This window comes from Rhodanobacter sp. DHG33, assembly GCF_014843005.1.
In the GTDB taxonomy this organism is placed as follows: domain Bacteria; phylum Pseudomonadota; class Gammaproteobacteria; order Xanthomonadales; family Rhodanobacteraceae; genus Rhodanobacter_A.
The window spans coordinates 200,284-221,201 of the sequence record NZ_JACYXM010000002.1 but is presented as its reverse complement, the minus strand read 5'-3'; the positions used below and the strand labels follow the sequence as shown (position 1 = coordinate 221,201).

Sequence of the window (20,918 nt, the reverse complement as noted above, 5' to 3'; positions counted from 1 at the left end):
TTTTACCGATGGGCTTCGTCAAGAGCCGCAAGCATCCCGTAGCGCGCCGCAGCGCCACACCCGCGCTCACCGCCGCCACCCTGGCTACCGGCCTCGCACTGGCCCTGCCCGCCATGGCGACCGATGCCGCATCACCCACCACGGATGCACAGACCTCCCAGGCCAAGCACCTGCAAGGCGTCACCGTGGAAGGCGCCGCCGCCACGGCGCAGCTCTCCTCGCCCAAGTTCACCCAGCCGCTGGTGGATACGCCGCAGACCATCCAGGTCATCAGCAAGGACCTGATCCAGCAGCAAGGCGCCACCACGCTCACCGAAGCGCTGCGCAACACGCCCGGCGTGGGCACGTTCTTCCTGGGCGAGAACGGCTCCACCAACACCGGCGACGCCGTCTACATGCGCGGCTTCAACACCACCAGCAGCATCTTCGTGGACGGCGTGCGCGACCTGAACACCATCTCTCGCGACGTGTTCAACATCGAGCAGATCGAGGTGACCAAGGGTCCGGACAGCACGGAATACGGCCGCACCGCGCCCTCCGGCGCCATCAACATGGTGACCAAACAGCCTACGCTGAAAGATGCGGTATCCGGTTCGGTGTCCTACGGCAGCTACGATCAGAAGCGCGCCACCGCCGACTGGAACCAGCGGATCGGCAACGGCGCCGCCTTCCGCCTCAACGTGCTCGACCAGAACAGCGGCGTGCCCGGCCGCCATGACGTGAAGAACGATCGCTGGGGCGTGGCGCCCTCGCTGGCGCTGGGTCTGAACTCGTCGACGCGCGTCTACCTCGACTTCCTGCACGTGAAGCAGGACAACGTGCCCGATGGCGGTGTGCCCACCGTCGGCCTGCCCGGCTACTCCTCGCCCGATCCTACGCGCCCGTTCATCGGCAATGCGCCTGCGGTCAATCCGGCCAACTTCTACGGCACCGACCAGGATCACGACCATGTCGTCGAGAACATGTTCACCGCGATCCTGCAGCACGACTTCTCGGACAACGTGACGCTGCACGACACGCTGCGCTGGGGCCGCACGCAGGAGAACTACCTGCTGACCTCGTTCACGGCCACCGCCGCCAACCTGAAGACGCCCGATCCGACCGATCCATCCACCTGGACCCTGGCGCGCAGCAATCCGAATTTCGAGGACCAGATCAACCGCATCGTCGCCAACCAGCTCAACCTCACTGCCGATTTCGAAACGGGCGCCGTCACCCACAGCCTCAGTACCGGCATCGAGCTCAGCCAGGAAAAGCTCAACACCACCACGCTCGCCGCGCTCAACGGCAGCACCTGGCCCGTGGCCAACCTCTACGACCCGAATCCCGACGTCGGCAACGCGTTGCTCTATGGCCCCAACGGCGGCTGGACCAACGGCAGAACCAACACGGCAGCCGCCTATCTGTTCGACACGATGAAGTTCGGCGAGCAGTGGCAGGTCAACGCCGGCGCGCGCCTCGACCATTACGACACCGACTTCGACAGCGCCGTCGCCTGCGGCGCCAAGAGCGGCCCCGCCTGCGGCAGCCTGGCCACCGGCACCATCGTGCCCGGCCTGGATGCCGACACCTCCGGCAACCTCACCAGCTGGCAGCTGGCCCTGATCTACAAACCGGCGGCGAACGGCAGTGTCTACGCGGCCCTTTCCACTTCCGCGCAGCCGCCCGGCGGCAACAGTCTGTCGCTGAGCAGCTCCACCAATAGCGCGGACAATCCGCTGCTGGAACCGGAGCGCGCGCGCACGGCGGAAGTGGGCACCAAATGGAACCTGTTCGACGAGCGCTTGCTGCTGAGTGCCGCGCTCTACCGCACCACGGTCAGCAACGACCTGGAGCAGGATCCCACCACCCTGCTGTACTACCAGATCGGCCAGAAGCGCGTGCAGGGCGTGGAAATCACCGCCGTCGGCCAGATCACCCCGAACTGGGCAGTCAATGCCGGCTTCACCAGCATGCACACCAGCCTCAGTAGCGGCGGTGTGAGTAGCGCCACCTCCTCCTCAGCCCCCGCCGCCGACGGCAGCAACGTGCTGGCCTATACGCCCAAGAGCGCCTTCACCAGCTGGACCACCTACCGCCTGCCGTTCGGCCTCACCATCGGCGGTGGCGCGCGCTACTCCGGCGAAATGCAGCGCGGCGTCGACGGCGCCATCGGCACGCCGCAGTACGCCAAGTCCTACTGGGTGTTCGACGCGATGGCTACCTACACCATCAACCAACACTTCGATCTGCAGCTCAACCTCTACAACCTGTTCGACAAGACCTATGTCGCGGCGATCAACAAGAGTGGCTACCGCTATATCCCGGGCACGCCGCGCTCCGGCATGCTGACGGCGAACTTCCACTTCTGAGGCGTACCAGGGCCGTCGCGGTTTGAGGCACACTCGAAGGCCTTCCCGCGGGAAGGCCTTCCGCGTTGAGGAATCACACCATGCTGTTGCACATCCCCGACATCCTGGACCGCGAACAGATTCGGCAGCTGCGCTCCGCCCTCGATGCCGCCGACTGGACCGATGGCCGCGAAACCGTAGGCGCTCAAGGCGCGCAGGTGAAACGCAACGTACAGCTGCCCGATGCCTCGCCGCTGCGCAAGCAGCTTGGCGAAACGGTGCTCGCCGCGCTGGCGAAGAATCCGCTCTACCATGCCGCCACCTTGCCTCTGCGCACACTGCCGCCACGCTTCAATCGTTACGAAGGCGGCGGCGAATACGGCATGCACGTCGACGGCTCGGTGATGGCGATGCCCAACGGCGAACAGCTACGCAGCGACATCTCCTGCACGCTGTTTCTGAGCGAGCCGGACGATTACGACGGCGGCGAGCTGATCGTCAGCGACACCTACGGCGAGCACGAAGTGAAGCTGCCCGCCGGCGACGCCATCATCTACCCCTCGAGCAGCCTGCACCGCGTGCAGCCGGTGACACGTGGCGCGCGCATGGCTGCATTCTTCTGGGTGCAAAGCCTGGTGCGCGACGACGGCCGCCGCCGCCTGCTGTACGAACTGGATGCCTCGATTCAGCGCCTGGTCGCCACCGGCGCAGACCGCGACGCCGTGCTGCAGTTGACCGGTACGTACCACAACCTGCTGCGGCAGTGGGCCGAGAGTTGACCGCAAGGCCGCCTTCGCCTACGCCACAATACCCGTCTCTGCAGGATGGAAGACGGCAACGGCCAACCCGGCCTTGAACCTGGGCAGCATGGTTCTGCCAACAGCTGGGACTTCGCCGGGGGAGCATGGCCACATCTGCAATCGGCACCCGCACCCAACTCATCGCCAACGCTGATGGTGTGACACATCGCACATCCGGCCGATCGGCACCATGGCGCCCTCCTTTAGGCCCCGACCAGCGGCTGCAAATCGCTGACGAGCGGCACACAAACACGAACGCCGGCCGCGGATAATCTCCATTGCCTATGCCGCGTCGGCGCATTGCCGCGTACCCAGGGGGAAAACATGCGAAGCCCAATACGCCAGCGCGGCGTCTCGCTGATCGAGGTGCTGGTCGCCGTAATGATCTTCAGCATCGGCCTGATCGGGCTGGCGGGCCTGCTCATCATGTCCACGCGCTCCAACCAGGCGGCCTATCTGCGCACCCAGGTCGCCTTCCTCGCGCAGAACATGGCCGATCGCATGAGCGCGAACCCGATGGCGGTATGGGATGGCACCTACAACAGCAGCAGCTACCCGATAGCCAGCACGGGGGCCTCATGCGTTGCGACCTCGCCCTGCACGCCGGATGACTTGGCCACGTATGACATGCAGACGTGGAGCACTCAGCTCACCACGTTCCTGCCCAGTGCCAAGGCGACGATCAACTGCGACGCGAGCAGTGCCGGTTATACGCCGACCTCCGCCCAGTACGGCATGCGCCCACCTTACGGCGGCAACTGCACGATGACCATCACCTGGACGGAACGCGGCGTCGGCGATTCGACCCACAGCGCGGCGCTGTCGCAAGTCTTTACCTGGGAGTTCCAGCCGTGATGCGCCAATCCCTCCATCGCTTCACTCAATCCGGCCTCTCCCTGATCGAGTTGATGATCGCCATGGTGCTGGGCCTGCTGGTGGCAGCCGGCATCATCAGCGTGTTCATCTCCACATCCAGCAGCAACCGCGTGCAGACCCAGCTCGCTGCACTGCAGGAAACCGGGCGCTTCGCGATCAACCGCATGAGCAGCGACCTGCTCATGGCCAACGGCCAGTACTGCACCAACAGCGGCGGCATCGCCACGCCGATTGCCACCAGCGGAGGCACCTATCTGGATGGCCTGCGCGCCCCCACGGTCTACGCCAAGAACCTCACTGCGGGCATGTACGACGTGACCACGCCGATGGGCGGCAACAGCGGCGGCAACACCTACCCCAGCGCCCCCTCGTCCAGTTCCTATACCTTCCCCTCGTTTCTCTCGATGCGAGGCTACGATTGCACCACTTCGTCCTGCACGCCTGTCAACCCGAGCAGTTCACTCACCGCCATCCCTGCCATGGCCCCCACGCTGAACGACCGCGTACCGGGCACCGCAGTACTTACCGTGCGCTACATCAACCCCTCGCGCGGCTGGGCCATCGGTCGCCCAGGCTACACATACATCACCCCTGCCACCGCTGGCAGCACCTCCTCGGTAAGCAGCATCACGATCGCGCCGGACAGCAGTGTCGGTGAGCCGCCGGCCAGCGATTTCAGGTCAGGGGACCTGGCCATGCTGGCCGACTGCTCCAACGCACAGATCTTCACCGCCGACGACACGGGTGGCGTCATCAGCGTCAACACCTCGAAAAACAACGGCACGCCCGTACTGCAGCAGCCCTCATCGGCTCCAAAGCTGTTCGACTTCACCCGCGACTACCAGACCGTCACGTATTACGTGAAGCTCGTTAGCCTCAACAACAATGGCGCCGCTCCCTATACCGGCGCGCTGATGCGTCGGGTCAATGGTGGCGCCAGCAACCCCGGCGGCTCCGAGGACGAGATCGCGCAAGGCGTCGAACGGCTGGATTTCAAATACGGCGTCGAAGACGGCAATGGCATGACCAGCTTCCTCACCGCAAAGCAAGTGGACTCGGGCGCAGTTGCCTGCCCGCCATCCGCCCCTAACCCGCTGGGCAGCGACCCGGGCTGTTTGTGGCGCGCGGTAAAAAGCATCGAGATCAACATCCTGGTGGATGGCCAGCAGCCGCTCTATACCCTGACCAGCAACGACATGAGCTACGTCTACACCGTGGACCCCAGCAGCACTAAGCCTGCCGCGCCAACCGACGCTTCCCATGCCATCCATCCCACCGACCAGGGTTTCGTCAATCAGTTGCTGCGCCGCCAATTCACCACGCTGATTTCATTGCGCAACTTCAACCCCTGAGGCGCGAAGAAAACATCATGACTGCTCCGTTCCGTCACCTCGCGTCCGTCCAGCACCCGCCACAAAACCAACGTGGCGCTGTGCTTCTTGTGGCTCTGATCTTCCTGCTGCTGCTCACCATGCTTGCCATCAGTGCCTCCGGGCGCTCGCTGCTTCAGGAGCGCATGGCCGGTGGCCTGCGCAACGCACAGCAAGCGCAAATGAGTGCAGAAAACGCGGTGCGTGGTGCCGAGTGGACGCTGTGGATGAACACCACCAACCTCACCGGCACGCCGTTGCTGTGCGGCACCGGGATATTCGCGGGCAGCTGCTACAAGTACGACCCGACCAATACGACCCTCTACGGCAATACCGGCACCGTGACCCAGTTCCGCCACGGCCAGGGCTGGATCACCAGCGGTGCCGCCACCTATACCGGTCCCTCCGGCAGCGTGAACTACGCCACGTCGAGCGGCACCGCCCAGCTGGCGAACAACCCGGTGTACATCATCGAGGATCTCGGCGTGGAGCTGCCCGCAGGCGTAAGCAGCGGCCTGCACGAAGCCGGCGCCACCGGCCCCACCGGCAGCGGCTACAGCAGCACGACCCGGCACATCTACCGCATCACCGCCCGCGCTACGGGCGGCAACCCCAACACCGTGCGCGTGCTGCAAAGCACGTTCGCCGCCAAAGGCAACTGAGTCGGAGCCACAGGCCATGACCCACCATCGCTTCCTGCGCGAACGTGCCCGCGCCTTCACCCCTACGCTGCTGCTGACACTGGCCGGTGGCCTTGGCGCGGCGATTCCCGTACAGGCCGTACCTACCTCCACGCTGCCGAACGTTGCCGCACTGGCGGCAGCTCCTGCCGCCAGCAGTACAGCCCCGGCGACGGCCAGTACCGCTGCACTCGCTGGCGAGGTGCAGCTCAGCTATACGCCGCCGAACCAGACGCAATCGGTGCCGCCGAACATCGTGATGACATTCGATGATTCGGGCTCAATGCAATCCAGCCGAGTGAACGACCAGCCTCCGTGGACCACCAACACCAGCGGCAGTCTGCTGTCAGGTCTTCCAGACTGGGGCAACGGCACAAACGATACGAGCACGACCGACGGCGGCGGCGGCCCATGGCGCTGCGCCGGCGTCATCAGTCCGGCAGCCACTTCCGGCATCGGCATGCACGTGATGAACGGCGTGTACTACAACCCCAACATCATCTACAACCCGCCGGCCAAGGCCGACGGCACGATTTTCTCGAAGGCGGACTCCACCCTGACCAAGGTCTGGGTGGATGGCATTGCGGTAAACCGCCCGTTGAGCCCAGTCACCCCAAGCACCACTGCCAATTACAACAACAACCCGGATCTGGATAAACCCTCTGCAGGTGCACTGACCGACCTGACCGGAACGGCGCAATACACCTATCCGACAATCACCACCTATTACGCCACTTTCGGATCCACCTGCGCTGCTAACGCTGATGCGGGAACGTGCGTTACGACAGCTTCCGGTACCAGCGGCTCAGGCAGCTCGAAAATCTACGTTTATTACGTCAACGTCATTACCTCGACTGGAAGCGGTACGTCCACGGTCTACTTCGGCACTGGCCTGAAAGCCCGCAACAGTTCCAAATCCGGCTACACGATGGTCTCCGGGGATAAAACCAGCGTCACAAACAGCCCTACCAAGAACTTCTCCACTTGGTCCGTAACCGTAACGAACACTTCGGCCACCCCCATCTTGGGTGCGGACAACCGCTGGCAATGCGGTAGCGGCCCTGCCACCAGTGGCGGCGGCGGCGACCTGTGGAATGCCGCCAGCCCCATGGACGGTCAATCGCACACTCTGAGCGATGGCACCACCATCACCTACCCGAACGGCGGCCCGTACTACTACCGGCTGAAACAGGGGGTGACCATCGCCCAGGACTCGGCAGGCAACCCAACCTACACCGGCAACGGCAACGACGGCGCGACAACGCTTTATACGGCCAGCAATTGGGAAGCCGTGCCCGTCACCAACACCACCGTCACCATCAATAACGTACAGGTCAACCAGTGGCAGAACTTCGCCAACTGGTACGCTTATTACCGCACTCGCAACCAGATGGCTCGCACGTCCATTTCGCGGGTATTCGGTACCGGCGCGCTGGCTACCAAAATCACCGACCCTGGCAACTGGGACGATGGCGGCTTCGGCAGCTCGATCCGCTTGGCCTGGCAAAACCTCGATGTATCGACGTACAACCTGCCCAGCACATCCATCATCAGCAGCCTGATCGATACCAGCAGTTGCACAGCAACTTCCACGACTGCCAGTCCATCTGGCATCCAGCAGTCAGGCGCAATAACCACGCCTCCCAATTGCTATCGCAGCGCCTTCTTCAACTGGATCTTCCAGGTACCTGCCAGCGGCGGAACGCCAACTCGCAGCGTGGTCGCCCGCGCCGGCAAATTCTTCACGCGCGGCAACGGCAATACGACAGCCAATGCTCAAGGGAATCTTGAAGACCCTTATTGGCAGCCGCCTGCGTCTGGCAGCGGCAACGGCAACGAACTCACTTGCCGTCAGAACTATCACATGCTGGTTACGGACGGCCTATGGAACGGTGACACGGTAAGCTCCAGCACCTACGACGGCCCTAAATATTCCACTTTGACGCTGGCGACTTCCGGCCTGACGTTGCCGGATGGCGTTACGCTGCCCAACCCCGCTTCGGCAGGTGTAACTTCCATCTATGCACCCGTGCATGATGCGAGCACCAGCTACGCCTCGCTATCGGACATTGCCTTCAACTACTGGGCAACCAACCTTCGCCCCGATCTTTACACCACGGCAAAGTCGACCGGCGGCTACGTAGTGCCCTATATGCCGGATCAGAAGGTTGGTGTCGTCAGCACCACTACGCTGACCGGTACGACCGGGGTGCTGGCTACGACTGGCATCAACCAGGAAATCTACTTCAACCCGAGCAACGACCCGGCCACGTGGCCGCACATGTCCCAATACCTGGTGGGCCTGGGTGTCAGTGGCCAATTGAACTTTTCGGCCGATACCGATTGCACCGGAACCAGCCCGGATACGTCCGATGCCTGCATGCTGCGCAAAGGACAAACCAATTCCAGCGGGAGCATCGGCTGGCCAACGCCGAACGGAAACGGCCAAGGCATCGCCGCCAACGTCGACGATACCTGGCACGCGGCGTTGAACGGCCGTGGCCAGTTCTTCAGCGCAGGCAACCCGCAGGACCTGATCAATCAGTTGAGCAACATCCTTACCAGCATCACTGCCCGCAGCGTACCTCCGGCCACCAATACGCTGAACACCAGCGTGCTGGTACCTGGTGCACTGGCTTTCGTCACCGGCTACAGCTCGGCCGACTGGAGCGGCACGATGCAGGCGGTGCAGGCCAATACCGACGGCACGGTGGGCACCACCCCGCTCTGGGATGCAGGCGCCCTGTTGACCGATGCCTCCGTCACTCCCCCTGCTTCGCGCAACATCCTTACCGCCAAGGAAAACACCGATGGCAGTTTCGGTGGAGGCATCTCGTTCGAATCGACCACCACGTTCGACTCGAGCGCGCAAGCACTGCTGATGTTGCCGGCTCCCACCGACACCACCAACGATACGCTGGCCAACCGCATCAACTATCTGCGAGGTGTACGCACAGAAGAAACCGGCAGCGTCATGCGCACGCGAAGCACATTGCTGGGAGCAATCATCGATTCGCAAGCGATTTACGTAGGTTATCCAGCCAGCGGCTATTCAGACAATTGGCCGGCAGGCTCACCGGAAGCCACCGCGATCACCACCGCCGCCGCCGCCAGCGATACCGGCGACGACGGCAGCTACGAGCAATTCGTGCAAAACCACCTCACGCGCAAACCGGTGGTGTATGTGGGCGCCAACGACGGCATGCTGCATGCCTTCGACGCTTCAGAAGCGCAGAACACCGATACCCCCCCGAAAATCGTGCCCACGTCCACGGCAGGCGAAGAAGTATTCGCGTACGTGCCGCGCTCGGCCTATACCAACCTCGGCAATCTCACCAGCGCCAGCTTCACGTTCAAACCCACGGTGGATGGCACCCCGGTAACCAGCGACGTGTTCTTCGACGCTGCAACCACCACTCCCGCCACCACCAGCGCCGGTTGGCACACCATTCTGGTGGGCAACCTGCGTAATGGCGGGCGCGGCATTTACGCACTGGACATCACCGACCCCACCAAGGTGACCGAGGCGAATGCGGGCAGCAAGGTGTTGTGGGAATTCAACTCGGATACGCCAGCGCCCAGTACCGGCTGCTACTCGAACTACGGCAGTTGCAATCCTGCCGACCTCGGCTTCACGTACGGCCAGCCGAACATAGGCCGCCTTGCCGATGGCAAATGGGTGGTGCTCGTGCCGGGCGGCTATTTCCCCAACTGCAGCAAGGCACCCTATAACGCCACCAATTGCCCCACGCCATCCGGCGCTCCCACCGCGGGCAGCCCGGCGGTGGCCTTCAGCTCGCTGTTCGTGCTGAATGCGCAAACCGGGGCGATGATCGCCGAGCTGAAGACGCCCACCAACATCAGTGGCGTCACCAGCTACGGCCTGAGCTCACCCGTATTGGGCGATTACAACAACGACCAGATCGACGACATCGCCTTCGCCGGCGACCTTGCCGGCAACCTGTGGCGCTACGACCTGACTTCCGCCAGCCCCTCGGGCTGGAAGATAACGTTGGCTTACAAACCCACCACCCAGGGAGCGCAACCGATCACGGTGATGCCACGGCTGTTCCCCGATCCCGCCACCGGCCGTTTCATCGTGGTGTACGGCACCGGCAAATATCTAGGCCCCAACGACAACACCAGTACCGGTGTGCCTACGCAGGCGCTGTACGGCATCCGCGACCTACTGGACAGCAACGGCAATCCGGTGACCGTGAGCGGCACCAGCAATCTGGAACAGCAGGTGATGTCCCAGGCCACCACCTCGGCCTACAACACCGTACGCGGCATGACGAACAATGCGGTGAGCGCCAGCCAGGATGGCTGGTATGTCAACCTCAACATCAGTAGCGACCCAGGCGAACGCGTGGTGGTGACGCCCGGTGCATTATTCGACACCAACCGTGTGATCTTCACTACGCTGATTCCTGCCACCAACGATCCTTGCACAGCCACTATCACGGGTGCGGTGATGGTGCTGAACGCGGCCACTGGCGGCTCCGGGGGCGGCATCGGCTCGCCCGCTTACACAGGGTGGAGCATCGGAACCAGCACGGTAGGTGCCTTGGTCAACAACCCACCCACCGGGGGCACGGTACCTGTGGCTACCGTGGTCGGCGGCGGCAGCCTGCTGCTACCGGGCCTCAGCCTCTCTGGAGGAGGTGGCACATTGACGATCCCGGATGCAGTATGGCGTCGTCGCTCTTGGGGGGCGTTGGACAATGAGCAATAAGCAGGAACCACTCATGACACGCGCACGTGGCTTCTCATTGATCGAACTGCTGATCGTGGTGGTTATCATCGCCATACTCGCGGCCATCGCGATTCCGGCCTATAGCCGCTATACCTTGCGTTCGCGACGTGCGGATGGTCAGCAACTGCTGCTGACCATCGCCAATGCCGAAGAGCGCTACTACGCCACCTACAACAAATACGGTGCACTTACCGACATTGGTTACAGCACCAGTCCTGCTCCGTCGGCGAACCAGTTCTACAATGCCACGGTAACCATCCCTGCCAGCGGCAGTTCGCAGTCCTTCACTGCCACGGCGTCTCCAGTAGGCGTGCAGAGCACGGATCTCTGCGGCAACCTGGCTGTAAACAGTGCCGGGCTGAAGACACCCACACCAGCCAGCGCATCCTCCAACGCCAACGGCAACTGCTGGTGATGGTCATGACCCACGTCTGGAAAAAAAACCAAGGCTTCACCCTGATCGAACTGATGGTGACATTGGTGATACTGGCCGTCCTGACGATGATCGCCCTGCCCAGCTTTCGCGACACCATCCGCCGCAGCCAGGTCAGTGCAAGCAGCAACGCACTGCTGGCCGACATTTCCTACGCCCGCTCCGAAGCCATCGACCGCGGGCAGGTGGTGACGATGTGTCCCAGCACGACCGGCAGCGCCTGCACCACCAGTGGCACGACTTGGGGGACGGGTTGGATGGTGTATAGCTATCCTGCCGGGGCGGCTTCGACCAATGCGGCATACACGACGGGTAATCTCCAGTTGCGCGTCACCACCCAGCAGAACAACATGTCGATCTGGGCTGCACAGACCACCTACCCCAGCTTCGGCCAGCAAGGTCAACTCCTACCGAGCAGTTCCACCCTGCGCTTCGTAACCTGCTACACCGATAGCAGCGGCAACACGGTCAACACTGCGACTGTCCCGGGCGTCGAGCTGGATGTGAATGGTTCGGGCACCGTCACCAGCAAGCCGCTAGCTACCGGCGCATCCTGCTCAAGCTAAACCTTCCAGGACCGTTTCGCCTCCTTCGCTGTCCATCCACGCCCGCAACGCGGATAATTGCCAGCCCTAGAGTCAAACAAGCTGCGCAATGTTCGTACCTGGTCAACGCTGGATCTCCACCGCCGAGCCGGAACTCGGCCTCGGTACCGTGCTGCGCGTGGAAGGGCGCGGCGTACAGGTGCTTTTTGCCAAGGCCGGAGTCCTGCGGCCCTATGCGGTGGATTCCGCTCCCTTGGTGCGTGCGGAATTCCGCGCCGGCCAGCGTGTGGCCGGCAAGGGCATCGCGTTCCTGGTGGAACAGGTGGAGATCCGCGAGGACCTGCTGATTTACCGCGGCGAAGGTCGCGAACTGCACGAAGGCCAGCTCGACGACGAACAGAGCGTGAGCCAGGCGGACGACCGCCTGATCGGCGGCCGCACCGATACCGTGGCCCAGTTCGAACTGCGCGTGGAAGGCCTGCGCCGCCGCGCCGAGGCACGCCGCTCGCCGGCCTGGGGCCTGGGCGCCGCACGCATCGGCCTGGTGCCGCACCAGCTGCGCGTGGCCGGCATCGCCGCCGCGCGTCGCCCGCCGCGCGTGCTGCTGGCCGACGAAGTGGGCCTGGGCAAGACCATCGAGGCCGGCATGATCGTGGCGCGCCAGCTCGCCACCGGTCGTGCCGCACGTGCACTGCTGCTGCTCCCTGACACCCTGGTCTACCAGTGGTTCGTCGAGTTGCTGCGCCGCTTCAACCTCAGCTTCGCGATCTACGACGAGGAACGTTGCGAGGCCCTGACGCTGAGCGACGAAGGCAAGCCGACCGGCGGCAATCCGTTCGAAGACGAACAGCTGGTCATCGCCGATTTCGCCTTCCTCGAAGCGAACCCGAAGCGCGCGCAGCAATTGCTGGACGCGCCATGGGACTTGCTGGTGGTCGACGAAGCCCACCACCTCGCATGGACACCCGAAGCCGCCAGCCCGCGCTACACGCTCGTGGAACAGCTCGCGGCGAAAACGCCCGGCGTGATCCTGCTCACCGCCACGCCCGAGCAGTTGGGCCGCAGCGGCCACTTCGCGCGCCTGCGCCTGCTCGATCCGCAGCGCTACCACGACCTCGATACCTATCTCGCCGAAGCCGAACGCTTCCAGCCGTTGTCGCAGGTAGCTGACAAGCTGCTCGACGGCGAAGCGCTGGACGAAGTCGAACTCTCCATGCTGCGCACTGCCTTCGCCGGCGACACCGCGCTGGAGGCACGCCTCGCCGATACCACCCGGTCCGAGCACGCGCGCGAAATCCTCGCCGCGCTGATCGACCGCCACGGCACCGGCCGCGCGATGTTCCGCAACCGTCGCGCCGGCATCGGCGGCTTCCCCCAGCGCATGCCGCAATGGCACGTACTCGACGCCGGCAATCTCGACGAAGCCACCCGCCAGTCGCTGCTCGCCGAATTCCACGCCGACATCCAACAGCCGTCGCCGGTGCTGGAGCACGATTACGCCAACGACCCGCGCCTGGACGCGCTGGTCGAATTGCTCGATGCCCACCCGCAGGACAAGTTCCTGCTGATCTGCCGCAGCCAGGCCAAAGTGCTGGCGCTGGAAGAAGCCCTGCGCACGCGCACCGGCGCGGGCATCGCGCGCTTCCACGAGGGCCTCGGCATCGTGCAGCGCGATCGCAACGCGGCCTACTTCGCCCAGCCCGACGGCGCGCGCCTGCTGCTGTGCTCGGAGATCGGCTCGGAAGGCCGCAACTTCCAGTTCGCGCACCGCCTGGTGCTGTGGGATTTGCCGCTGGATCCCGATCTGCTGGAACAGCGCATCGGCCGCCTCGACCGCATCGGCCAGAGCCACGACATCAGCATCCACATCCTCGCCGTGGCGGACAGCGCGCAACACGTGCTGACGCGCTGGTACGACGAAGGCGTGGACGCCTTCCGCCACAGCCCCGCCGACGGCCGCGAACTGCTGCGCCGCTACGGCGACACGCTGGCGCAACTCGCCGACCAGCACGCGCGCGGCGACGATGGCCGCGACCAGGAACTGGACGTGCTGCTCGCCGAGACCCTCGCCGCACACGAGCAGATGGCCGAACTGATCCGCGCCGGCCGCGACCACCTGCTGGAACTGGCGGCCAGCCGCGATCCGCACGCGGACGAGCTGGAGCGCGCCTTCCGCCGCGAGGACGACGATCCCGCACGCGATGCCTTCGTACAGCGCCTGCTGGAAGGCTACGGCATCCACGCCGAGGAGCTGGGCGGCAAGGTGCTGCTGCTCGATCCGCAATACCTCTCCACCGATGCCCTGCCCGGCTTCGCCGAAGGCCCGCAGTCGGCCACCTTCAGCCGCGCCGTGGCGCTGGCGCGCGAGGAACTGCCGCTGCTGCGGCTCGACCACCCGATGGTCGCCGGCGCGCTCGACCTCGCACTCTCCGGCGAACAGGGCAATGCCGCCTTCATGGTCGACGACGCGCTGCCGCCGCGCAGCGCCTTGTTGCAGACGGTGTTCGTGCTGGAATGCGTGGCCGACCGGCGCCTCGACGCGGAGCGCTTCATCCCTGCGTTGCCGATCACGGTGACCATCGACACGCGACTCGCCGAACGCGCGGATTTCCAGCCCAGCGACATCGCGCTGCGCAAGGCCGCCGACCGCAACATCGAGGTGCCGCGCTACCGCAAGTTCCTCGCCAAGCTGGTGCCGCCGATGCTGGAGAAGGCCGAAGCTGCGGCACGTGCCCGCGCGCAGGCCACGATAGACGAGGCCACGGCCGAAGCCACCGGAGCGCTGGACGCGGAGCTGGCGCGCCTGCACGCGTTGCGCTCGGTGAATCCCTCGATCAGCGCCGGCGAAATCGCCACGGTCGCGGCGGAGCGTGAAGCCCTGCTCGCCGCGTTGCCGCAATCGCGGCTGCGGCTGGATGCGGTGCGCTTCGTGGTCAGTGCGGATTTCCTCGCGCTGCGCTGACCACGGAACACCATCGACTCCTTGAGCCGTCATCCCGGCGCATGCCGGGATGACGGGCCGGACAAGGGTTTGCTCAACCCTTCAACTTCAGCCCTTCATCGCCCGCGCGTGCCAGGCGATGTGTTCGCCGATGAAGCTAACCACGAAGTAATAGCTGTGGTCGTAACCAGCGTGCAAGCGCAGGGTCAGCGGATGGCCCACTGCGGCACAGGCGGCGCGCAGCAGATCCGGACGCAACTGGCTGGACAGGAATTCATCGCCCTCGCCCTGGTCCACCAGCAGCGGTAGCCGCTCGCTGGCCGTCTTCAGCAATTCGGTGGTGTCGTGGCGCATCCATTGCGCGCGATCCGGCCCGAGATAGGCCGTGAAGGCCTTCTCGCCCCAGGGCACCTGGGCGGGCGCGACGATGGGCGAAAAGGCCGACACGCTGCGGTAGCGTCCCGGGTTGCCAAGCGCGATCGTCAACGCGCCGTGCCCGCCCATGGAATGCCCGCTGATGCCACGCGCATCGTTGGCGGGGAAATGCGCCTCGACCAGCGCGGGCAACTCGTCCACCACGTAGTCGCGCATGCGGTAATGCGCCGCCCACGGCTGTTCGGTGGCATTGAGGTAGAAGCTCGCACCCTGTCCCAGGTCATAGGCCGGATCGTCCGCCACGCTTTCGCCGCGCGGGCTGGTGTCCGGCGCCACCACGATCACGCCGTGCTCGGCCGCATAGCGTTGCGCCCCGGCCTTGGTGATGAAGTTCTGCTCGGTGCAGGTGAGGCCCGACAGCCAGTACAGCACCGGCAGCCGTTCCTGCTCCGCCTGCGGCGGCAGGTAGACGGCGAAATTCATCGCACAGCCGAGCGCGGACGATTCGTGCCGGTAGACGTCCTGCCAGCCGCCGAAACAGGCGCGGTGTTCGAGGCGCTCCATCGCGCGCCTCAGTAATGGACGACCGAGCGGATCGACTTGCCTTCGTGCATCAGGTCGAAGGCCTCGTTGATTCGTTCCAGTCCCATGGTGTGGGTAACGAACGGCGCCAGCTCGATCTCGCCCTTCATCGCTTCCTCCACCATGCCGGGCAGCTGGCTGCGGCCCTTCACGCCGCCGAACGCGGTGCCCATCCACTTGCGGCCGGTGACCAGCTGGAACGGGCGCGTGGAGATTTCCTGGCCCGCGCCGGCCACGCCGATGATGATGCTCTGGCCCCAGCCGCGGTGCGCGCATTCCAGCGCCGCGCGCATCACGTTGACGTTGCCGATGCATTCGAAGCTGTGATCCACGCCCCAGCCGGTCATCTCTACGATCACCTGCTGGACGGGCTTGTCGTGATCCTTCGGGTTGACGCAATCGGTGGCGCCCATCGAGCGCGCCAGCTCGAACTTGGCCGGGTTGGTATCGACCGCGATGATGCGACCCGCCTTCGCCTGGCGCGCGCCCTGCACCACCGCCAGGCCGATGCCGCCGAGGCCGAACACCGCCACGCTATCGCCTTGCTGCACCTTCGCGGTGTTGTGCACCGCGCCGATGCCGGTAGTGACGCCGCAGCCCAGCAGGCAGACCTGCTCGTGGTCCGCCTGCGGGTTGATCTTCGCCAGCGACACTTCCGCGACGACGGTGTACTCGCTGAAGGTGGAGCAGCCCATGTAGTGGTAGATCGGCTGGCCGTTGTACGAGAAGCGCGTGGTGCCGTCCGGCATCACGCCCTTGCCCTGGGTGGCGCGCACGGCCACGCACAGGTTGGTCTTGCCGCTCTTGCAGAACAGGCACTCGCCGCATTCGGCGGTATACAGCGGAATCACGTGGTCGCCCGGCTTCACCGAGGTGACGCCCTCGCCCACTTCCACCACCACGCCCGCACCTTCGTGGCCGAGCACGCAGGGGAACAGGCCTTCCGGATCGTCGCCGGACAGCGTGAACGCATCGGTGTGGCAGACGCCGGTGTGGCTGATCCTGACCAGCACCTCGCCCTTCTTCGGCGGGGCGACGTCGATCTCGACGATCTCCAGCGGCTTGCCCGGGGCAAAGGCGACGGCGGCATGGGATTTCATGATGTTGCTCCTTGAATGTATCGATGGTTCGGCCAACGCCAAGGCGCCTTCAGGCCAGGAACTGCCCTAGCCCGCGGCAACCTCGCGCATGCGGCGCTCGATGCCGAAACCGTAATAAGCCACGGTGAGCAGCGCCAGCCATGCCACGCCGACGTAGATCGCCACGCGGGTGTCGGGGTTCCATCCCAGCATCACCCACACGAAACCGAGGAAGGCGAGGCACAGCACACTGGACAGCGGCCACACGCGCAGGCGGAACGCCAGCGGCTGCGCCTGCCGGCGGCGGAAACTCCAGTGCGCCACCAGTACCATGCCCCACGTCCACACCGTGTTGAAGGCGAGGATGGACATCATCATGCCGAAGATGCGTCCCGGCACCAGGTAGTTCATCACCACGCCGAACAGCAGGAAGCCCATCGTCACCAGCACGCCGCGCACCGGCACGCCGTGCTCGCTGGTGCGGCCCATCGACGACGGCGCCTGACCCTTGCTGGCGAGGCTGTGCAGCATGCGGCTGCCGCTGAAGGTCGTGGAGTTGAAGCTGGACAGCGCCGCGGTGATCACCACGAAGTTGATCAGCCCGGCCGCACCTGGGATGCCCAGCCGCGCGAAGGTGGTGACGAATGGGCTGCTGTTCGCATCCAGCTCGTTCCACGGGTAGATCGCCATGATCACGAACAGCGAGCCGATGTAGAAGATCAGGATGCGCCAGATCACCGAGTTCACGGCGCGCGGAATGGTGCGCTCAGGCTGCGCGGCTTCCGCCGCCGCCATGCCGATGGTCTCGATGCCGCCGAAGGAGAACACCAGCACGGGCAACGCCAGCACCATGCCGGTGACGCCGTGCGGGAACCAGCCGCCGTGGGCCCACAGATTGGACAGTCCCACCGGCGTGCCATGGTTGCCCCAGCCCAGCCAGATCATCGCGCAGCCGCCGAGGATCATCAGCACCACGGTGAGCACCTTGATCAGCGAGAACCAGAACTCCAGCTCGCCGTACACCTTCACCGCCAGCAGGTTGAGACCGCCGATCATCGCCACGCTGGCGAAGGCCCAGATCCATTGCGGCGTACCGGGGAACCACGTCTTCATGTAGATGCCCACCGCCGTGCTCTCGGCGATGCCCACACCCATCATCAGGATCCAGTAGTTCCAGCCGGTGAGGTAACCGGCGAACGGTCCCAGATATTTGTGCGCATAGGCGCCGAAGGAACCGGCGATGGGTTCGTGCGCGGCCATCTCGCCCAGCGCGCGCATGATGATGAAGATCATCGCGCCACCGAACATGTAGGCGAACAGCACCGAGGGGCCGGCCAGCCGTATCGTGCTGGCGGAGCCGAGGAACAGTCCGGCACCGATGCACATGCCCAGCGCCATGAAAGTGATGTGGCGCGGCGTGAGGCGGCGCTGCAGGTCGTGGCTCATGGATTTCCCTGTGGTTTCAGCGCAACAGCACGCGTTTCGGTTTGAACGGCAACTTGCCGCGCCAGTACTGGATCATCACATAGCCGCCGACCATGCCGCCAAGATGCGCGAAGTGCGCCACGCCTTCCTGCGTGCCGGTGACGCCCAGCACCAGTTCCACCAGCGCGTAACCGATCACGAACAGCCACGCCGGCATCGGTATCGGCAGGAAGAGCAGGAACACCTTCTCCTTCGGATACAGCATGCCGAAGGCCAGCAGCAGGCCGAACAGCGCACCCGAGGCACCGATGGTGGGATAGAAGCCGTGGGTGAAGTACTTCACCACGAGCAGCTGCGCCACCGCCGCCACGATGGCGCAGACGAAGTAGTAGACCGTGTAGTTGCGCGCGCCGAAGGTGCGCTCGATCACCCCGCCGAACATGTACAGGCCGAACATGTTGAACAGGATGTGTTCGAAACCGCCATGCAGGAACGCATAGGTGACCAGCTGCCACAGCCGGAAACCCGTGGTAATGACCTGGCCGCCAGCCACCGTTCCCGTCACATCCGGCCCCAGCGGCCACAGCGCGAAATACCGGCTCAGCGCGAAGGTATCCACGTCGTGCAGGAGCCATTGCAGCGCGAACACCAGCACATTGGCGATCAGCAGATAGCGGGTGACCGGCGGGAGATTGGGCATGAAGGATTCCGTCGATGCCTTCGCGGCAAGGGCAATGCGGTAGCGTAGCGATTGCCGCAGGCACTGGCCATGTGCCGGGCGTCGTGCACGCAGATGCTCATCCATGAAAAAGCCGCCTCGCGAGGCGGCTTTTCTCGAATACGGGGAAGGCCAGGATCAGCCGTTGCCGCCGCCGGACAGGGCCAGCATGCCCTCGGGACGCTTGGCGCCGACGAAATGCTTGGCCCAGTAGGCTTCGTCGAGGCTGGAGATCTGCACCCGCTTGCCATAGGTCGGCGCGTGGATGAACTGGCCGTTGGCGATGTAGATGCCCACGTGGCTGATGCCGCCGTGGCGGCGACCGCCGGTGTGGAAGAACACCAGATCGCCCGGCTTCATGTCCGCACGGTTCACCTTGAGGCCGGCGAGGAACTGCGAGGCCGAATTGGACGGCAGCTGCACGCCGATCGCATGGGCGAACACGTAATGCACGAAGCCGCTGCAGTCGAAACCGGTGGTCGGGCTGTGGCCGCCGCGCACGTAGCGCACGTTGCGCAGGTTCATCGCCAGCGCGACCAGGGCCTTGCGCAGGTCGGTGACCGTATCGACATCGCTGTCGACCTGGCTGGCATCGGGCTTGGCAGTCTCGGCCTCGGCCACGACCGGGGCGGCGACGACCGGTGCAAGCAGGCTGTGCTTGACGCCGAAGGCCGGGGCGGTTTCGCCGCCGAAACCCACCACGCCGGACGAAGCCAGCGTCGGCATCGGGCTGAGGGCAGGCAAGGGATTCAGCGACAGCGGAGAAGCGAGGATGCCACCGGTGACCAGCGAATAATTGCTGTCAGAAGAAGGACTTGTGACGGCAGCGGATGACGAGTGGGTGGACTTGGTGCGACGCGACTGAGCATGGTGGGTCGGCGCGTGGCGGTGCTGAACGTGCTTTTTCTGGACCTGACGGGTCACGGCATGCGAGGGAGTGGCCAGCAGCAGCATCGAAACGAGCGCGGCAACACCGGTCAATCGCTGGATTGGCATGAGGCGGTAACCCCCTACGGTACTCAAAGCCGTCACCTGTACGTGCAGGTGACGTGACGGAGGGGTGAACTTACCAAGACCACCCTGTCATGTTGTTGGATCGGGGTTAACTGAACCCTGTCGTTCGCAAACTCCGGTACGCCGCCCCCGGCAGGGAAGCTATAGGAAACGTCTGAAATTCCCTGGACGCGGGCCGGAACCGGCTCTACACGGCGCCCGCAGCGGCGCGGCGCCCGAAAATCGCACTGCCGATGCGCACCTCGGTGGCGCCCTCGGCGATGGCCAGGGGGAAATCCCCGCTCATGCCCATCGACAGCCGCGGCAGCACGTGGCCCCGTGCCTGCGCCGCGTCGCGCAGGTCACGCAACTGGCGGAAGCAGGCGCGCACCTCCGCCGGATCCTCACTCTGGGTGGCGAGGGTCATCAGGCCGCGCACGTGCAGGGTGTCGTAACGGGCAAGTTCGTCGAGGAAACTGGGCAGCTCGACAGGCGCCAGGCCGTGCTTGCTTTCTTCCGACGCGGTCTTCACCTGTACCAGCACGTCCAGGCCACGGCCCTCGAGCTGCAGCCGGCGGTGCAGCGCCTCGGCCAGGTCCATGCGGTCCAGCGACTGCACCTCGCTGGCCAGCCGCGCGACGTCCTTGGCTTTGTTGGTCTGCAGGTGGCCGATCACCACCCAGCTGATGCCGCAGTCGGCCAACGGGCCGGACTTGTCGCGGATCTCCTGCACCTTGTTCTCGCCGAAACGGTGCAAGCCCAACGCCACCGCAGCACGCACCACGGCGGCGTCGAAGGTTTTGCTGACCGGCAGGATGGAGACTTCGGAAGGGTCGCGTCCGGCGGCGCGGCAGGCTTCGTCCACGCGATGGCGGACATCGGCCCAGTTGGCGGCGAGGTGGGAATGATCCATGAGTACGGCTCTTTGCGTTCGCCTCCTCTCCCCCGGCTCTGATTTCATTTGGGGGAGAGGATTGAGGTGAGGGGTGGGCGCTCGCGGAAACATACTGTCGAA

Annotated in this window: 15 protein-coding genes; 9 read left to right on the top strand and 6 right to left on the bottom strand. The window is 64.7% G+C overall.

The annotated features are described in order from the left end of the window. Nucleotides 1-8: 8 nt before the first annotated feature. From IHE46_RS03935 to rapA, 9 genes are all read left to right on the top strand, one after another. Complete coding sequence (locus tag IHE46_RS03935) at nt 9-2,351, top strand: catecholate siderophore receptor Fiu (protein WP_192163325.1); 2,343 nt, start codon at nt 9-11, stop codon at nt 2,349-2,351. Between the two features lie 80 nt (nt 2,352-2,431). Next, complete coding sequence (locus IHE46_RS03930; RefSeq protein WP_192163324.1) at nt 2,432-3,109, top strand: Fe2+-dependent dioxygenase; 678 nt, start codon at nt 2,432-2,434, stop codon at nt 3,107-3,109. 345 nt (nt 3,110-3,454) lie between these two features. Next, on the top strand, nt 3,455-3,985 hold the full coding sequence (gene pilV, locus IHE46_RS03925; protein ID WP_192163323.1) for a type IV pilus modification protein PilV: 531 nt from the start codon (nt 3,455-3,457) through the stop codon (nt 3,983-3,985). Continuing rightward, nucleotides 3,985-5,358: a PilW family protein gene (locus IHE46_RS03920; protein ID WP_192163752.1), complete on the top strand. Its 1,374-nt coding sequence runs from the start codon at nt 3,985-3,987 to the stop codon at nt 5,356-5,358. The genes pilV and IHE46_RS03920 overlap by 1 nt, the downstream gene beginning before the upstream one ends. A gap of 17 nt (nt 5,359-5,375) precedes the next feature. Beyond that, nucleotides 5,376-6,038, top strand: a complete 663-nt coding sequence (locus IHE46_RS03915; RefSeq protein ID WP_225562787.1) for a PilX N-terminal domain-containing pilus assembly protein — start codon at nt 5,376-5,378, stop codon at nt 6,036-6,038. Nucleotides 6,039-6,054: 16 nt separating this feature from the next. Further along, complete coding sequence (locus IHE46_RS03910; protein WP_192163321.1) at nt 6,055-10,791, top strand: PilC/PilY family type IV pilus protein; 4,737 nt, start codon at nt 6,055-6,057, stop codon at nt 10,789-10,791. A gap of 13 nt (nt 10,792-10,804) precedes the next feature. Next, entirely contained in the window at nt 10,805-11,227 is a 423-nt protein-coding gene (locus IHE46_RS03905; protein ID WP_192163320.1) for a type IV pilin protein, read from the top strand. A gap of 5 nt (nt 11,228-11,232) precedes the next feature. Further along, nucleotides 11,233-11,811 (top strand): GspH/FimT family pseudopilin, encoded by a 579-nt coding sequence (locus IHE46_RS03900; RefSeq protein ID WP_192163319.1) that lies wholly within the window; start codon nt 11,233-11,235, stop codon nt 11,809-11,811. An 88-nt stretch (nt 11,812-11,899) separates the two neighbouring features. After that, the gene (rapA, locus tag IHE46_RS03895; RefSeq protein ID WP_192163318.1) at nt 11,900-14,752 is read left to right on the top strand and encodes an RNA polymerase-associated protein RapA; all 2,853 of its coding nucleotides are present in this window, start codon (nt 11,900-11,902) and stop codon (nt 14,750-14,752) included. A gap of 87 nt (nt 14,753-14,839) precedes the next feature. Here rapA and fghA read toward each other — a convergent pair whose 3' ends face one another. From fghA to IHE46_RS03865, 6 genes are all read right to left on the bottom strand, one after another. Continuing rightward, the gene (gene fghA, locus IHE46_RS03890) at nt 14,840-15,670 is read right to left on the bottom strand and encodes an S-formylglutathione hydrolase (protein WP_192163317.1); all 831 of its coding nucleotides are present in this window, start codon (nt 15,668-15,670) and stop codon (nt 14,840-14,842) included. Nucleotides 15,671-15,678: 8 nt separating this feature from the next. After that, nucleotides 15,679-16,788 carry an S-(hydroxymethyl)glutathione dehydrogenase/class III alcohol dehydrogenase gene (locus IHE46_RS03885; protein ID WP_192163316.1) on the bottom strand — a complete coding sequence of 370 codons (1,110 nt, stop codon included), beginning with the start codon at nt 16,786-16,788 and terminating at the stop codon, nt 15,679-15,681. Nucleotides 16,789-16,854: 66 nt separating this feature from the next. Then, nucleotides 16,855-18,213: an amino acid permease gene (locus tag IHE46_RS03880; RefSeq protein ID WP_192163315.1), complete on the bottom strand. Its 1,359-nt coding sequence runs from the start codon at nt 18,211-18,213 to the stop codon at nt 16,855-16,857. Nucleotides 18,214-18,229: 16 nt separating this feature from the next. Beyond that, nucleotides 18,230-18,892 carry a rhomboid family intramembrane serine protease gene (locus tag IHE46_RS03875; RefSeq protein ID WP_192163314.1) on the bottom strand — a complete coding sequence of 221 codons (663 nt, stop codon included), beginning with the start codon at nt 18,890-18,892 and terminating at the stop codon, nt 18,230-18,232. A 156-nt stretch (nt 18,893-19,048) separates the two neighbouring features. After that, nucleotides 19,049-19,906: a C40 family peptidase gene (locus tag IHE46_RS03870; protein WP_343229984.1), complete on the bottom strand. Its 858-nt coding sequence runs from the start codon at nt 19,904-19,906 to the stop codon at nt 19,049-19,051. Nucleotides 19,907-20,111: 205 nt separating this feature from the next. Continuing rightward, entirely contained in the window at nt 20,112-20,816 is a 705-nt protein-coding gene (locus IHE46_RS03865; RefSeq protein WP_192163313.1) for a YggS family pyridoxal phosphate-dependent enzyme, read from the bottom strand. Between the last annotated feature and the right edge of the window lie 102 nt (nt 20,817-20,918).

Bases quoted from the DNA above. Each gene is read 5' to 3' on its own strand.
- IHE46_RS03935 (WP_192163325.1), top strand. From the start codon at position 9: ATGGGCTTCGTCAAGAGCCGCAAGCATCCCGTAGCGCGCCGCAGCGCC.
- IHE46_RS03930 (WP_192163324.1), top strand. From the start codon at position 2,432: ATGCTGTTGCACATCCCCGACATCCTGGACCGCGAACAGATTCGGCAG.
- pilV (WP_192163323.1), top strand. From the start codon at position 3,455: ATGCGAAGCCCAATACGCCAGCGCGGCGTCTCGCTGATCGAGGTGCTG.
- IHE46_RS03920 (WP_192163752.1), top strand. From the start codon at position 3,985: ATGCGCCAATCCCTCCATCGCTTCACTCAATCCGGCCTCTCCCTGATC.
- IHE46_RS03915 (WP_225562787.1), top strand. From the start codon at position 5,376: ATGACTGCTCCGTTCCGTCACCTCGCGTCCGTCCAGCACCCGCCACAA.
- IHE46_RS03910 (WP_192163321.1), top strand. From the start codon at position 6,055: ATGACCCACCATCGCTTCCTGCGCGAACGTGCCCGCGCCTTCACCCCT.
- IHE46_RS03905 (WP_192163320.1), top strand. From the start codon at position 10,805: ATGACACGCGCACGTGGCTTCTCATTGATCGAACTGCTGATCGTGGTG.
- IHE46_RS03900 (WP_192163319.1), top strand. From the start codon at position 11,233: ATGACCCACGTCTGGAAAAAAAACCAAGGCTTCACCCTGATCGAACTG.
- rapA (WP_192163318.1), top strand. From the start codon at position 11,900: ATGTTCGTACCTGGTCAACGCTGGATCTCCACCGCCGAGCCGGAACTC.
- fghA (WP_192163317.1), bottom strand. From the start codon at position 15,670: ATGGAGCGCCTCGAACACCGCGCCTGTTTCGGCGGCTGGCAGGACGTC.
- IHE46_RS03885 (WP_192163316.1), bottom strand. From the start codon at position 16,788: ATGAAATCCCATGCCGCCGTCGCCTTTGCCCCGGGCAAGCCGCTGGAG.
- IHE46_RS03880 (WP_192163315.1), bottom strand. From the start codon at position 18,213: ATGAGCCACGACCTGCAGCGCCGCCTCACGCCGCGCCACATCACTTTC.
- IHE46_RS03875 (WP_192163314.1), bottom strand. From the start codon at position 18,892: ATGCCCAATCTCCCGCCGGTCACCCGCTATCTGCTGATCGCCAATGTG.
- IHE46_RS03870 (WP_343229984.1), bottom strand. From the start codon at position 19,906: ATGCCAATCCAGCGATTGACCGGTGTTGCCGCGCTCGTTTCGATGCTG.
- IHE46_RS03865 (WP_192163313.1), bottom strand. From the start codon at position 20,816: ATGGATCATTCCCACCTCGCCGCCAACTGGGCCGATGTCCGCCATCGC.